We start from the raw sequence: 14,125 nt of genomic DNA, 5'->3' as shown, positions 1-14,125 counted from the left end.
CGCATCTCCTGAAATTCCCGTTTGATTCCAGACTGTTGGGTGGCGTCGCGCCGACTGGCACGGCGCTTGCTGTTATGGGGGTGTCCGCCGGCTCCGGGCCGGTGCCCCACCCAAACGCGCCCCCCAACACGCACAGCCCAGCGGCAGTCAAGGAGAACGGGATGCACATCGTCGTCTGTATCAAGCAGGTGCCCGACAGCGCCCAGATCCGCATCCATCCCGTGACCAACACGATCATGCGGCAGGGCGTCCCGGCCATCATCAACCCGTTCGACCTGTTCTCGCTGGAAGAGGCGTTGCGGCTGAAGGACAAGGTGGGCGCGCGCGTCACGGTGCTGACCATGGGACCGCCGATGGCGGAGGCCTCGCTGCGCAAGGCGCTGTCTCTCGGCGCCGACGACGCCGTGCTGCTGACCGACCGCAAATTCGCCGGTTCCGACACGCTGGCGACCTCCTACGCGTTGACCTCCGCCATCCAGAAGCTGGCGGAAGAGGAGCCGGTCGACATCGTCTTCTGCGGCAAGCAGACGGTCGACGGCGACACCGCGCAGGTCGGCCCCGGCATCGCCACCCGCCTGGGCTTCGAGCAGCTGACCTACATCACGAAGATCGAGGATCTGGACATCGCCTCGAAGGAGATCGTGGTGCAGCGCCGGTCCGAAGGCGGCGTGCAGGTGCTGAAGACCCGGCTGCCCTGCATGATCACCATGCTGGAAGGCACCAACACCATCCGCTTCGGCAAGATGGACGATCTGTTCCGCGCCGCCCGCTACGACCTGAAGACCTGGAGCCGCGATTTCACCGGCGCCGAGGAAGGCCGCGTCGGCCTGAAGGGCTCGCCGACCGTGGTGTCGAAGGTCTTCGTGCCGAAGCCGCGTGCCGAGAAGGCCAGGATGATCCAGGCCGAAACCGACACCCCCGATGCGCAGGCCGCCGCCGCCATCGACGCCATCTTCGGCGCCCAGCCGAAGCTGGCCGACGATTTGCTCGCCCGCGCCGCGGCCGGGCTTTGACGATCCATCCGCGGGAGACCCGACGATGAGCGAACCGAGCAAGCCCCAGGGCCGCAAGTTCCAGCTTCCCGAACACCTGAAGGTTTACAAGAACGTCTGGGTGATCGTGGAGCAGGAGCGTGGCATCGTCCACTCCGTGTCGCTGGAACTGCTGGGCGAGGCCCGCAAGCTGGCCGACAAGCTGGGGGTGGAGGTCGGTGCCGTGGTTCTGGGCGCCGAAAGTCCCGACCTGAACCGCATCTGCGGCGACGCCATCGGCTATGGCGCCGACATCGTCTACAAGGTGACCGACCCGGCGCTGGCCGACTACCGCACCGATCCCTATTGCCGGGTCATGACCGACGTCGTGAACACCCACAAGCCGGAGATCGTGCTGCTGGGCGCCACCACGCTGGGCCGTGACCTCGCCGGCGCCATCGCCACCACGCTGGCGACCGGCCTGACCGCCGATTGTACGGAACTGGACATCTACGCCGACAACCGCTCGCTGGCCGCCACCCGGCCGACCTTCGGCGGCACGCTGCTCTGCACCATCCAGACGCTGGCCTACCGGCCGCAGATGGCGACGGTGCGCCCGCGGGTCATGGCGATGCCGGGGCGCGACGACGCCCGCACCGGCCGCGTCATCGAGATCCAGCCCGACCTGCGCGAAGAGGACATCGTCACCAAGGTCCTGAACTTCATCGCCGACCGCGAACAGAACGAGGCGCAGCTCGCCTTCGCCGACATCATCGTGTCGGCCGGCAAGGGGCTGGGCAAGGTCGAGAACATGAAGCTGGTGTTCGATCTGGCCAAGGTGTTGGGTGCCGAGGTCGGCGTGACCCGGCCGCTGGTGCAGGCCGGCTGGGCCACCAACGACCGTCAGGTCGGGCAGACCGGCAAGACGGTGCGTCCGAAGCTCTACATCGCCGCCGGCATCTCCGGCGCCATCCAGCATCGCGTCGGCATGGAGAAGTCCGACCTGATCCTGGCGATCAACACCGATCCCAACGCGACGATCTTCGACTTCGCCCATCTCGGGCTGGTCGGCGACGCGCTGCAGATCCTGCCGGCGCTGACCGATGCCTTCGGCCGCCGCCTGTCCGTCAACCGCATGGCCGGCTGACCGCCGGACGCGATAAGGAGCCTGTCGACATGGTCGAAAAATTCGACGCCATCGTCATCGGTGCCGGTCCGTCCGGCAACGCCGCCACCTACACGCTGGCCAAGCAGGGATTGAAGGTCCTGCAACTTGAGCGCGGCGAATATCCCGGCGCCAAGAACGTCCAGGGCGGCATCATGTATTCGCATGAGCTGGAGAAGATCATCCCGGATTTCCGGGAGGATTGCCCGACGGAACGCCACATCATCGAACAGCGGGTCTGGCTGCTGGGCGACGACAGCTATGTCGGCACCAACTACCGGTCGGAAGCCTTCAACACCGACAAGCCGAACCGCTACACCATCATCCGCGCCAACATCGACAAATGGTGGGGCGAGCAGATCCGCAAGGTCGGCGGCCTGCAGATTTGCGAAACCACGGTGACCGAGCTGATCCGCGACGCGTCCGGCAAGGTGACCGGCGTGCGCACCGACCGCGAGGGCGGCGAGATCCACGCCGATGTCGTGATCATGGCCGATGGCGTCAACGCCCTGCTGGCCAAGCGCGCCGGCCTCCAGACCGAAGCGGCGCCGGAAAACGTGGCGCTGGCGGTCAAGGAAATCCTCTTCATCGATCCGGAGCTGATCCAGCAGCGCTTCGGCGTCAAGGAGGACGAAGGCGTCGTCATCGAGATCATGGGCAAGGTGACCAAGGGGATGGTCGGCACCGCCTTCCTCTACACCAACAAGGAATCGCTGACGATCGGCATCGGCTGCCTGATCTCCGACTTCAAGAACGGCGATTGCCCGCCCTACAAGATGCTGGAGGATCTGAAGAAGCATCCCGTCATCAAGCCGCTGATCGAAGGCGCCGAGATGAAGGAATACGCCGCCCACATGATCCCGGAAGGCGGTTACAAGGCGGTTCCGCAGCTCTACGGCGACGGCTGGATGGTGGTCGGCGACGCCGCCCACTTCAACAACGCCGCCCACCGCGAGGGCTCCAACCTCGCCATGGCCTCGGGCCGGATGGCGGCGGAGACGGTGCTCGAGCTGAAGGCGGCCGGCAAGGCATTCAGCGCGGCCAATCTGGCGACCTACAAGAAGAAGCTCGACGACAGCTTCATCATGAAGGATCTGAAGAAGTATCGCGAGCTGCCCGGCATCATGCACGGCAACAAGCAGTTCTTCGGCGCCTATCCCGATGAAATCACAGCGGCGGCCCACAACTGGTTCACTGTGGACAGCGTCGACAAGAAGTCGAAGGAAAAGCAGATCATGAAGTCCTTCGTCAAGCGCCGCTCGGTGATGGGACTGGTCGGTGACGCAATCAAGCTGGTGAGGGCCGTGCGATGAGCATCATGGTGAAGGTCGAAGAGAAGCTCTATCAGAACCGCTACATCGTCGATGAAAGCCGGCCGCACATCCAGATCAAGAGCGAGGAGGCCTGCAAGAGCTGCGACAAGCAGGCCTGCACCTTCTGCTGCCCGGCCGCATGCTACAGCAAGAACGAAGCCGGTTCGGTGACGCTCGTCACCGACGGCTGCCTGGAATGCGGCACCTGCCGGGTCGTCTGCCAGGACAAGGGCAACATCGCCTGGGACTATCCGCGCGGCGGCTACGGCATCAGCTACAAGTTCGGCTGACCGTACCGGCTTCCGAGTCCCCGGCCTCGAACGGCCTCCGCGCGGCGACGCGCGGGGGCCTTTTCGTCTGCGTCTTGTTTGGATCTTGTTTGGAGGCAGGGAGGAGACGAAGGCCGTCCGCTATGCCCGGCGCCCGAGTTGCAGCGCCGCCTGGTTCAGCGCCCGCTGGAGCTCGGCGGGGAAATAGGGCTTGCGGACGAAGCCGAAGGGTTCGCAATCGGCGGCCCGGTGCCGCGTCTCGGCATCGGCGAAGGCCGAGGTGAAGATGCAGCGCGTGCCGGCATGCGCACGGATGGCTGCGGCGGCCTCGATCCCGTCGCGGGTGCCGCGCAGGCGGATGTCCATCATCACGACATCGGGATGCAACCGCTCTGCGGCCTCGACCGCGTCCTCGGCGTTGTCCTCGATGCCGACGACGCAGAAGCCGAGCATCCCGAGGATCTCCTCCAATGCCATGGCGGCGAGGCTTTCGTCTTCGACGATGAGGATCCGCAGGGGAGGGTCGGTGTCGGATGTGGGGTCGTTCATATTGATTGCATGCATGCTGTCACAGCGATTCTACAGAAGCATCGCAGAGCGCGAACCCAAAAACGCAGGGTTATGACCAATGGTGCAGTCTGCGCCGAACGCATGGGTCGCACCGGCACAGGGCTTGTTTTTGAGCGGCCTCGCGCACCATCTTTGGTCCATGGCTGTTTTCGCAATCGAATCCTGCCGCCCCGCACCGTTTCCCGGCCCCTGTTTTCTGGGCCGGCCGGCGGGGCGGCACCCTTGGCCATGAGGAGACCGGCGATGGACCTGCGTGTCTGTTTTGAAAACATGGAAAGCGTCAACGTCAACGACGCGACGATGATGAAGCATTACGCCAAGAGCTATCTGGCGGATTTCGACCCGGAATGGGCTGGGTTCATCATGCTTCCCCATGACGAGACGATGCGTGCGACGATGGAGCCCGCCTGGCAGGTGCTGATCCGCGACGCCACGCCGGGGACTGAGAAAGATCTTCTGCGTTACATCGACGACAACCCGATGGCGGCGTATCACGTCCACGTCTATCGCCGCGACGCCGGTCCGAACGAGACCAAGATCCACTGACGGCGAAAGGGGGGCGCCCGGCGCCCCCCCTCGCTGACGGCAAATCGGTGAGGATCGGCGCCGGCGGCTCAGCCGACCGGTGAACCCAGCAGGCTGTCCAGCGGCACGAAGCGGTCGGCCATCTTGCGCGCCTCCTCCTTGTGGACCTTGAAGGTCTTCTCGGCGATGGCGTTGGAAACGACGAAGTCCAGGTAGGCGCGCTCCAGATGGACGCGGTAGCGGGACGACATGCCGTCGTCGTCCAGGCCTTCCATGCCGCCATCGGCCGACAGGTAGTCGTGGAACCGCTGCAGGATGTGCAGCCGGTTCACATTCACCACGCGCTGGTCGTAGGTGACGTGGAAATAGCGCAGGAAGTCTTCCGCGGTTTCCAGATCGTCGAGGTCGTCGGTGAACTCGCTCATCGTCGAAGGCTCCTCACGCGTTCTGCTGGGTGGAAGGGGAGGGGCTGCACCCCTCCTGGTCGCAGATGTTGCCGCAGGAACTGCAGGCGACACCGTCCAAACGTATATCGCTCAGCCGAATTTCCGAAAGGCGGACATTCGTATCACCGATCCGTGACAATCCCGTTGCGGTCTCGGCGGCGGCATGGGCTTCCAGCCGGGCTTCGATGCGGTTGATGTGGTCGATCAGGCAGGCGATCGCCCGGCCGACCGGGTCGGGCATCAGGTGGTGTTCCAGGTCGATGCCGTGGTCGGACAGCTGGCGCTGGGTTTCTGGCCGGACCACCCGGCCGGGAATGCCGACCACGGTCATGCCGGCCGGCACCGGCTTGGTCACCACGGAATTGGCGCCGACCCGCGCGTTGGCGCCGACCGTGATCGGCCCCAGGATCTTGGCGCCGGCCCCGACCAGCACGCCGTCCATCAGCGTCGGATGGCGCTTGCCCTTGTTCCAGGACGTGCCGCCCAGCGTCACCCCATGATAGAGCGTGACGTCGTCGCCGACCTCCGCCGTCTCGCCGACCACCACGCCGGCGCCATGGTCGATGAAGAAGCGGCGGCCGATGGTGGCGCCGGGATGGATGTCGATGTTGGTCAGCGCCCGTGCCAGATAGGAGAGGAAGCGGGCGGGCCAGCGCAGCCCCCGCCGCCAGGCGGCATTGGCGAAACGGTACATCACCAGCGCATGGATGCCGGGATAGCAGGTCAGCACGTCGAAGAGGTTGCGCGCCGCCGGATCGCGGTCGAATACGCAGGCGACGTCCTCGCGCAGCAGGGCGGCGATCCCGGGGGCGGTCATCGCGTCCCGTCCCGCCGGACCCGTGGCCGGCCCAGTGGCCGGATCGGCGTCGATGGCTGACATGCCTCAGTCCTCCCGATGCGGGTTGCCGGTATGCGGGTCGATGTGTTCATGCCGTGACCGGCACCGGAGTCGCGGCCTCCAGGAAGGCACGCAGCTCGTCCGGCGTCGGCGGCCGCTTGGCGCGGGTGGCGAGCGCCCGGACCTGCGGCAGCACCAGCTGCGCCGCGACGTCGTCGCAGGCGATGCCGAGCCGGTCATAGGCGAGCTTTACCGCCGCGGTGCCGGAATGCTTGCCCAGCACGATGCGGTGCTCGCGCCCGACCTCGGCCGGATCGAAATTCTGGTAGGTCGCGCGGTCGCGCAGCAGCCCGTCGACATGGATGCCGGCCTCATGCGTGAAGACGGCGTCGCCGACGATCGACTTGTTGACCGCCACCGGCCGGTTGGACGCCCGCTCCACCAGATCGGAGATGGTGCCGAGCGACCGCGTCTCGATGCCGGTGTCGATGTGGTAGAGGTGCTTCAGCGACACCACCACCTCCTCCAGCGGCGCGTTGCCGGCGCGTTCGCCCAAGCCGTTCACCGTGGTGTTGACATGGGTGGCGCCGCCGAGCACCGCGGCCAGCGAATTGGCGTTGGCGAGGCCGAGATCATCATGGGCGTGGATCTCGATCTCCAGGTCGGTGGCCCGGCGCAGCCGTTCGATGCAGGCGCGCGTCTGGAACGGGTCGAGCACGCCCAGCGTGTCGGCGAAGCGGAAGCGGCGGGCGCCGGCGGCCTGGGCGACGGTGGCGGCGGCGATCAGGAAATCCATGTCGGCGCGGGAGGAATCCTCGCCGCCGACGCTGACCTCCAACCCATGGTCGCGGGCTTGGCGAACCTTGCGCTCGATCTCCGCCAGCGCCCAGGCGCGGCTGCGCTTCAGCTTCTTCGTGATGTGGATGTCGGACACCGGCATCGACAGGTTGACGAAGCCGACATTGCAGGACAGTGCCGCCTTCAGGTCGGCGTCGTGCATGCGGCACCACACCATCAGCCGGCCCTTCAATCCCAGCGAGGCGACGGCACGGATGCCCTCGCGCTCCTCCTCGCCCATGGCAGGGATGCCGATCTCCTGCTCCGGCACGCCGGCGGCGTCGAGGGCGCGGGCAATGGCGATCTTCTCGTCCAGTGTGAAGGCGACGCCGGCCGTCTGCTCGCCGTCGCGCAGCGTGGTGTCGTTGATGGTGGCAAAGGTGGTGGGCATGGGGGCACCTTCCTGGGAAAGTTGTCGCCGTGGATGCCCCCTCCCCATCCCTCCCCCGCTTTGCGGGAGAGGGGGTAGGAGCTTTGCGGAGAATTTGCAAAGGAGCGGCGGCAGTCCCCTCTCCCGCGAAGCGGGGGAGGGTTAGGGAGGGGGCAAAGAACCTCCTCCCTTCGAGAAGTGTCGCAGACCGGGCCGGGAACCTGCCCCGACGGGGTGTCGTCGGGCGGGGTGCCGGGACGGGCCCCCGACCCGGCCTGCGATTCCGGTGTTACGAATAGACGGGTGCGAATTCCTTCGGCTTGCCCGCTTCCTGCTGCCAGTAGGGTGACAGGCTGCGCAGCTTGGCGATGATGCCCGGCACCACGGCGATGACCCGGTCGATCTCCTCTTCCGTCGTCTCGCGAGACAGGGAGAAGCGGGTCGCCCCATGGGCCGCGGTGTAGGGCACGCCCATCGCGCGCATGACGTGGCTGGGTTCCAGCGAGCCCGAGGTGCAGGCCGAGCCGGACGACGCGGCGATGCCGGCCTCGTTCAGCAGCAGCAGGATCGCTTCGCCCTCGATGTACTCGAAGGCGATGTTGCAGGTGTTGGGCAGGCGGTGGTCCGGGTTGCCGGTGACGAAGCAGCTTGGGACCGCCGCCAGGATCGCCTTTTCCAGCTTGTCGCGCAGAGCCTTCACCCGCGTGTTCTCGTCGCCCATATGGACCAGCGCCAGTTGGGCGGCGGCGCCCAGCCCGACGATGCCCGGCGCGTTCTCGGTGCCGGCGCGGCGCGAGCGCTCCTGGTGGCCGCCGCGCAGCATCGGGCGGAAGCGCAGGCCGCGCTTGACGTAGAGCGCGCCGATGCCCTTGGGGGCGTGCAGCTTGTGGCCGGACAGCGACAGCATGTCGATGGCGCTGTCGGCCAGCTTCATCGGGATCTTGCCGACCGACTGGACCGCGTCGGTGTGGAAGATTGCGCCGACCTCCTTGGCCATGCGCGCCAGTTCCTCGACCGGGAAGATCGTCCCGGTCTCGTTGTTGGCCCACATGATCGAGACGATGGCGACCTGATCGGACAGGGCCGTGCGGTAGGCCTCCATGTCGAGGTCGCCCTTGCCGTCGACCGGGATGCGGTGGACCTTGTAGCCGCGCTTCTTCTCCAGATACTCGCACAGCGACAGCACGCCGGGATGCTCGACCACGCTGGTGACGATCTCGCGCTTCTTCGGGTAGGCCTCCAGCGCCGACAGGATGGCGGTGTTGTCGCTTTCCGTCCCGCCGGAGGTGAAGACGATCTCGCTGTCGTGGGCCGCGCCCAGCACCGCCTGGACCTGCTTGCGCGCCCATTCGATCTTGCCGCCCACCGCGGCGCCGAAGCCGTGCATCGACGACGGGTTGCCGAAATGCTCGGTGAAGAGCGGCAGCATCTCCTGGAGGATTTCCGGGTCGACGCGGGTGGTGGCGTTGTTGTCGAGATAGATGCCCTGGCTCATGGTCAGGCTTCCTTTCAACCGGCGTGGGCGGGCAGGAGGGAGGCCGGCTTGACGCGCACGAACTCGCCCAGCTTCTCCACCAGCTTCATCTGCACGCCCATCATCGTGCCGGCCGACTGCGAACAGCCGGAACAGGCGCCGGTCAGGCGGACGTAGATGTCCTTGCCGTCGATGTCGACCAGTTCCACGTCGCCGCCGTCGCGCTGGATCTGCGGCCGCATCTCCTCGATCGCGCCCATGATGACCTGCATGCGCTGGACGTTGGTCAGCTTGGGCGCCGCTGCCGGCTCGGCCTTCGGCTCCAGCGGCTTGATGGCGTCCAGCCCGACGGTGCCCGGGGTGTGTTTCCTGGCGGGCTTCAGGGCGCCGGTCTTGGCCATCACCTCCTCCAGCACCTCCTCGATCTTCTCGTGGCAGGTCTGGCAGGAGCCGCCCGCCTTGGTGTAGTGGGTGACCTCCTCCAGCGTGGTCAGACCGTTGACGGTCACCGCGCGCTCGATCATGGCGGCGTCGATGCCGAAGCACTTGCAGACCAGCTCGCCTTCCTCATGGTCGTCTTCCCACGCCTCGCCCTTGTAGTTGGCGATGGCGGCGCGCAGCGCCTCGGCACCCATGACCGAGCAGTGCATCTTCTCCGGCGGCAGGCCGCCCAGATACTCGGCGATGTCGCGGTTGGTCAGGACCAGCGCCTCGTCCACCGTCTTGCCGATGATCATCTCGGTCAGCGCCGACGACGACGCGATGGCCGAACCGCAGCCGAAGGTCTGGAATTTCGCGTCCTCGATGATCTGGGTGTCGGGATCGACCTTCAGCATCAGACGCAGAGCGTCGCCGCAGGTGATGGAGCCGACCTCGCCAACCGCGTTGGCGGTATCCAGGACACCGGAGTTCTTCGGGTTGAAGAAGTGTTCCTTGACCTTGTCGGTGTAGTTCCACATGTCGCTGCTGCCTTTCCGTGGGGTGCGCGCCTTGGGGAAGAAATCCGGGGGGAAGAAATCCGGGAAGACGTCCGTTGCCGGTGATCAGTGCGCCGGTCAGTGTGTCGAATAGGGCGCCGACGAGCCGCAGCCCGACGAGGTGGTCGAGCAGGAGCCGCCGCTCTCGCCGGCCCCTGCTCCATTGGCGGAAAAGGACTTGCCGCAGCCGCAGCTGCTGGTGGCGTTCGGGTTGTCGAACTTGAAGCCCGACCCCTCGATCCCCTCGACGAAATCGACCACCACGCCGTCCAGGAAGGGCTGGCTGTTGGCGTCGACGAAGATGGTGACCGGGCCGAAGCTGAACACCGCGTCCTCGTCGGTGGCCGCCGCCTCCAGCCCCATCTGGTATTTCAGGCCGGCGCAGCCGCCGTCGGTCACCGCGATGCGCAAGCCGGCGGCCGCGCCTCCCGACTTCGCCAGGACCTGTTCCAGGGTGGAAACAGCCGCATCCGTCAGCGTCACCATGTCCCGCCTCCTCAAAACGCGTTGCCGGAGTGCCGGCCGATCTGACGAGGAGAAAAGCAAAGGGTGTGCCAACGGATCAAGATATTGATTTTAAACGATTGTCATATCCAAGGGAGCTGGCGCGATTCCGACAAAGTTTCGTAGACGTATGAATTTGTCGGGTTTGGCGCGTGTCGCCTTTGCGACAGCAGCGACACTTTGCCGCACAAAAAGATTGTGGTCTTTCCCTCTCTCCGCGCGCCTGCCATCTTCCGTCGTCGGTGCGTCGGATGGTTGAACGAGACAGCGGAAGGGTGAGGGGAGATGGACCAGCCGATCGAGCTCAGGATGTCGAACGGCCGCATGGCCTTCGGCGACGTGCCCGAACACATCGACGAGTTGCTGCAGGAGGCGGTGAAGGCGCGGGATGTGCCGGAGGCCTGCGAGGCGCTGTTGTGGGAGGCCCACCGCCAGGGACCGCGCGTGCTGCCGGTCTTCTATGCGCTCTACAAATTCTACTTCAACCGCAAGAAGCTGGCCGAGGCCGAGCGGGTGGCCCGCATCGGGCTGGACTCGGCGGCCCAGCAGGGCGGCTTCCCCGCCGACTGGTCGCAACTGACCGTGGGGACCACCGACTGGTCGGCGGCCGGGCCGGCGCGCTTCTTCCTGTTCACCATGAAGGCGCTGGCCTTCATCGAACTGCGCCGCCACAACCGCGACAAGGCGCTGGCCATCCTCGCCAAGATGGCTGAGATCGATCCGGTGGACCAGGTCGGCTACGGCACCATCGCCGCGCTGGCCCGCGGGCTGGACGGCGAGGCCGGGGCGGGACCGGCGTAGCGCACGTCAAAAAAATCCCCCGGCCGGGTGGACCCGGGCCGGGGGCAGGGGGAATATGCGTCTCACGACGCGGTCACGACGCGCACTCACGTCGAGGAGATGCGGCGAGGAGCGTGCGGCGCGTCAGGCTGCGACCGACTCCAGCGCCGGATAGTCGGTGTAACCCTTGGCGGTGCCGCCGTAGTAGGAGTTGCGGTCCGCCTCGGCCAACGGCGCGTCGGTGCGGAAGCGCAGCGGCAGGTCCGGGTTGGAGATGAAGGGCTCGCCGAAGCTGACCGCGTCGGCCTCCCCCTTCGCCAGCGTCGCGTCGGCGTCGGTCCGGCTGTAGCCGCCATTGAGGATGAACGGACCCTTGAAGGCCGCGCGCAGCGCCGCGGCGACATGGGGCGCGCCCTCCGGCGGGGCCATATGGTGGCCGGGGCGCCCTTCGATCACATGCAGATAGGCGAGGCTGAACGGGTTCAGCGCCTGAGTGATCGACAGGAAATGCGGCAGCGGATCGCTGTCCCCCATGTCGTTGAACACGCCGGTCGGCGACAGGCGGACGCCGATGCGGTCGGCGCCGACGGCATGGGCGGTGGCCTCCAGGATTTCCAGCAGGAAGCGGCACCGGTTCTCCACGCTGCCGCCGTAACGGTCGCTGCGGATGTTGGTGCGGTCGCGCAGGAACTGATCGATCAGATAGCCGTTGGCCGCATGGATTTCCACGCCGTCCAGGCCGGCGTCGAAGACGGCGCGCTTGGCCGCATCGGCGAAATGGCGGACCAGCGCCGGGATCTCGTCGGTCTCCAGCGCGCGGGGCATCGGGAACGGCTCCATGCCGGCGCCGGTGTAGAGCTGGCCCTTGGCGGCGATGGCCGACGGGGCGAGCGGGGCCGCGCCGTTCGGCTGGAACAGCGGGTGGGAGATGCGCCCGACATGCCACAACTGCGTCACGATGCGGCCGCCGGCCGTATGCACCGCTTCGGCCACCGCGCGCCAGGCATGGGTCTGGGCGTCGGTATGGATGCCCGGCGTGTTGGGATAGCCCTGGGCGGTGTCGCAGACCTGCGTCGCTTCGGTGATGATCAGGCCGGCCGATGCGCGCTGCGCATAATAGTCGGCGGTGAGTTCGGTCGGGCAGTTGCCTGCACCGGCGCGGCTGCGCGTCATCGGCGCCATGATGACGCGGTTCGGCAGCTCGATGGCGCCGAGGCGCAGCGGCGTGAACAGATCCGGCGTGTCGGTGCTTTGCGGCATGGCGGGAATACCCCCTGTTGGGCAATCGGCTTGTATGTATGTGAGTACATACTTGAACCGCAGCGCGCCGCTTGTCAAGTATGTACCTGCATACTTATTATCGAGCCGAAGGGGGCGCCGCTTTTCCGGCTGCGCCCCTGCGGGGGTCGGGCTGAGAGGGTCGTGGTTTGGACGCGAACAAGGAAACGGACGGCTGTTGCCCAGGCATGGACGGTGCCGAGGGCGGTTGCGAGGGCGGCGGGCGCAAGCGTGACCGTGCCGCGACCGAAGGCGCGCTGCTCGACGCCGCCAAGGCGGTGTTCGCCGAACGCGGCTTCGACGCGGCGACGACGCGCGAGATCGCCGGCCGGGCCGGGGTCAACGAACAGCTGATCCAGCGCTATTTCTCCGGCAAGAGTGGACTGCTGCTGGCGGTGGTGGAGCGCTACTGGCGCGAGGAAGCGGGCGGCTGCGACCTGCCGCCCCTGCATGAGGATCTGGAAACCGACCTCGCCCGCTTCCTGCACGCCCAGTTGAAGCACAGCTGGAAATGCCGCGACTTCACCCGCGTGGTGCTTGCGCGTGCGCTGGTCGATCCGGCCATCGCCGACGAGATGGCGCGCACCCTGTCGCAGAGCCGCATTCCCTGCCTGCTGAAGCGGCTGGAAGGCCATCGCGACCGCGGCGCCATCGCTGCCGACGCCGACCTCGCCAATGTGGCGGCCGGCATCGCGACGCTCAGCTTCGGGCTGGGCTTCCTCGATCAGGTGGTGTTCGGCCGCGAGGACGCAGGCATCTGCGCCATGGTCGGGACGCTGGCCCACACCATCGCCCACGGCCTGACGCCGCGGACATAACTACTTCGCCGTTGCCGCCGCCCGTGCCCGGTGGCTGTGGACCGCATCGGCGGTGAAGACCGCGAGCGCCAGCCAGATGCAGGCGAAGGCCGTGGCATGGCTGCTGGTGAAGGCCTCGCCATAGACCAGTACGCCCAGCAGCAATTGCCCGATCGGCCCGACATATTGCAGCAGGCCCATGGTGGTCAGCGTCAGGCGCGACGCGCCGATCATGAACAGCACCAGCGGTATCGCCGTCATCGGCCCGGCCAGGACCAGCAGGATGCTCTCGCCCCAGGCATGGCCGAATGCGCCGCCGCCGCCCAGCCATAGCAGGTAGCCCAGCGCCGCCGGCAGCAGCAGCGCGGTTTCCACCAGCAGGCCGATCACCGGGTCCACCGCCGCCTTCTTGCGCACCAGCGCATAGAAGCCGAAGGACAGGGCCAGCGACAGCGCAACCCAGGGCACCGCGCCATAGCTGACGACCAGGCTGCCGACGCCGGCACTGGCGATCGCCACGGCGAGCATCTGGCCGCGGCTCAGCCGTTCGTTCAGGAACAGCACGCCTAGCAGCACATTGACCAGCGGGTTGATGAAATAGCCCAGGCTGGCCTCGACCAGCCGGCTGTTCACCACCGCCCAGATGAAGACCGTCCAGTTGGTGGTCACCAGCAGGGTGGTGACCAGGAACACGCCCAGCCGGCGCCAACTGCCGACCGCATTGACGATGGCCGCCGGGCCGCGGGTGGCCAGCACGGCGATGCCGACCAGCACCACCGTCCACACCACGCGGTGGGCGACGATTTCCACCGCGCCGACATCGCCCAGCGATTTGAAGAAGACGGGGTTGACCAGCCCCCAGATCAGGTACGAGGACAGCGCCGCGGCGAACGCCGAGGTCGTGGAGGTCGGAGCCTTGGCGGCGGTCGTGGTCTGAGCCATGCCGTCCGTTTAGCATATAATTCGAGCAGCGCGGCAGCCGGGCGCCGGGCATGGCCGAACTGCGTGCGC

At 66.8% G+C, this 14,125-nt stretch carries 16 protein-coding genes; 7 read left to right on the top strand and 9 right to left on the bottom strand.

The features are described from left to right. Positions 1–161 precede the first annotated feature (161 nt). The 4 genes from AL072_RS01125 to AL072_RS01110 are packed head-to-tail and all read left to right on the top strand — an operon-like array spanning position 162 to position 3,739. On the top strand, positions 162–1,013 hold the full coding sequence (locus tag AL072_RS01125) for an electron transfer flavoprotein subunit beta/FixA family protein (RefSeq protein WP_045581864.1): 852 nt from the start codon (positions 162–164) through the stop codon (positions 1,011–1,013). A gap of 25 nt (positions 1,014–1,038) precedes the next feature. Next, a complete protein-coding gene (locus AL072_RS01120) occupies positions 1,039–2,118 on the top strand; it encodes an electron transfer flavoprotein subunit alpha/FixB family protein (RefSeq protein ID WP_045581865.1) in 1,080 nt (359 codons plus the stop codon). Positions 2,119–2,147: 29 nt separating this feature from the next. Further along, positions 2,148–3,449, top strand: a complete 1,302-nt coding sequence (locus AL072_RS01115) for an FAD-dependent monooxygenase (protein WP_045581866.1) — start codon at positions 2,148–2,150, stop codon at positions 3,447–3,449. Next, a complete protein-coding gene (locus AL072_RS01110; RefSeq protein WP_082108918.1) occupies positions 3,446–3,739 on the top strand; it encodes a ferredoxin family protein in 294 nt (97 codons plus the stop codon). Before AL072_RS01115 ends, AL072_RS01110 begins: the two co-directional genes overlap by 4 nt. A gap of 120 nt (positions 3,740–3,859) precedes the next feature. Here the strand turns inward: AL072_RS01110 and AL072_RS01105 are convergent, their stop codons facing one another. After that, entirely contained in the window at positions 3,860–4,267 is a 408-nt protein-coding gene (locus tag AL072_RS01105) for a response regulator (RefSeq protein WP_045581867.1), read from the bottom strand. A gap of 264 nt (positions 4,268–4,531) precedes the next feature. Here AL072_RS01105 and AL072_RS01100 point away from each other — a divergent pair, with 264 nt between their 5' ends. Next, the gene (locus tag AL072_RS01100) at positions 4,532–4,834 is read left to right on the top strand and encodes a hypothetical protein (RefSeq protein WP_045581868.1); all 303 of its coding nucleotides are present in this window, start codon (positions 4,532–4,534) and stop codon (positions 4,832–4,834) included. Between the two features lie 68 nt (positions 4,835–4,902). On the opposite strand, the gene nifW is transcribed toward AL072_RS01100, so the two are convergent. From nifW to AL072_RS01070, 6 genes are all read right to left on the bottom strand, one after another. Continuing rightward, positions 4,903–5,238, bottom strand: coding sequence for a nitrogenase-stabilizing/protective protein NifW (nifW, locus tag AL072_RS01095; protein ID WP_045581869.1), 336 nt, complete (start codon positions 5,236–5,238; stop codon positions 4,903–4,905). Positions 5,239–5,251: 13 nt separating this feature from the next. Beyond that, positions 5,252–6,139 (bottom strand): serine O-acetyltransferase, encoded by an 888-nt coding sequence (cysE, locus tag AL072_RS01090; RefSeq protein WP_425388563.1) that lies wholly within the window; start codon positions 6,137–6,139, stop codon positions 5,252–5,254. Between the two features lie 46 nt (positions 6,140–6,185). Then, positions 6,186–7,325 carry a homocitrate synthase gene (gene nifV, locus AL072_RS01085; RefSeq protein ID WP_045581870.1) on the bottom strand — a complete coding sequence of 380 codons (1,140 nt, stop codon included), beginning with the start codon at positions 7,323–7,325 and terminating at the stop codon, positions 6,186–6,188. A 268-nt stretch (positions 7,326–7,593) separates the two neighbouring features. After that, positions 7,594–8,799, bottom strand: coding sequence for a cysteine desulfurase NifS (gene nifS, locus AL072_RS01080; protein WP_144428100.1), 1,206 nt, complete (start codon positions 8,797–8,799; stop codon positions 7,594–7,596). 14 nt (positions 8,800–8,813) lie between these two features. Further along, positions 8,814–9,737, bottom strand: coding sequence for a Fe-S cluster assembly protein NifU (gene nifU / locus AL072_RS01075; protein ID WP_045581871.1), 924 nt, complete (start codon positions 9,735–9,737; stop codon positions 8,814–8,816). A gap of 96 nt (positions 9,738–9,833) precedes the next feature. Next, a complete protein-coding gene (locus AL072_RS01070; RefSeq protein WP_045581872.1) occupies positions 9,834–10,241 on the bottom strand; it encodes a HesB/IscA family protein in 408 nt (135 codons plus the stop codon). Between the two features lie 303 nt (positions 10,242–10,544). Between AL072_RS01070 and AL072_RS01065 the strand changes: the two genes are divergently transcribed. Then, positions 10,545–11,060, top strand: a complete 516-nt coding sequence (locus AL072_RS01065) for a hypothetical protein (RefSeq protein WP_045581873.1) — start codon at positions 10,545–10,547, stop codon at positions 11,058–11,060. A gap of 123 nt (positions 11,061–11,183) precedes the next feature. Here AL072_RS01065 and AL072_RS01060 read toward each other — a convergent pair whose 3' ends face one another. Further along, positions 11,184–12,299, bottom strand: coding sequence for an alkene reductase (locus tag AL072_RS01060; RefSeq protein ID WP_045581874.1), 1,116 nt, complete (start codon positions 12,297–12,299; stop codon positions 11,184–11,186). Positions 12,300–12,505: 206 nt separating this feature from the next. On the opposite strand from AL072_RS01060, the gene AL072_RS01055 reads away from it, so the two are divergent. Further along, positions 12,506–13,135, top strand: a complete 630-nt coding sequence (locus AL072_RS01055) for a TetR/AcrR family transcriptional regulator (RefSeq protein ID WP_045581875.1) — start codon at positions 12,506–12,508, stop codon at positions 13,133–13,135. Here the strand turns inward: AL072_RS01055 and rarD are convergent, their stop codons facing one another. Beyond that, positions 13,136–14,056, bottom strand: a complete 921-nt coding sequence (gene rarD / locus AL072_RS01050; RefSeq protein ID WP_052709982.1) for an EamA family transporter RarD — start codon at positions 14,054–14,056, stop codon at positions 13,136–13,138. Between the last annotated feature and the right edge of the window lie 69 nt (positions 14,057–14,125).

It is taken from the genome of Azospirillum thiophilum (assembly GCF_001305595.1).
GTDB lineage: Bacteria > Pseudomonadota > Alphaproteobacteria > Azospirillales > Azospirillaceae > Azospirillum > Azospirillum thiophilum.
Note: the sequence above shows the minus strand (reverse complement) of the source record. Positions and strands in the feature narration are given on the sequence as shown.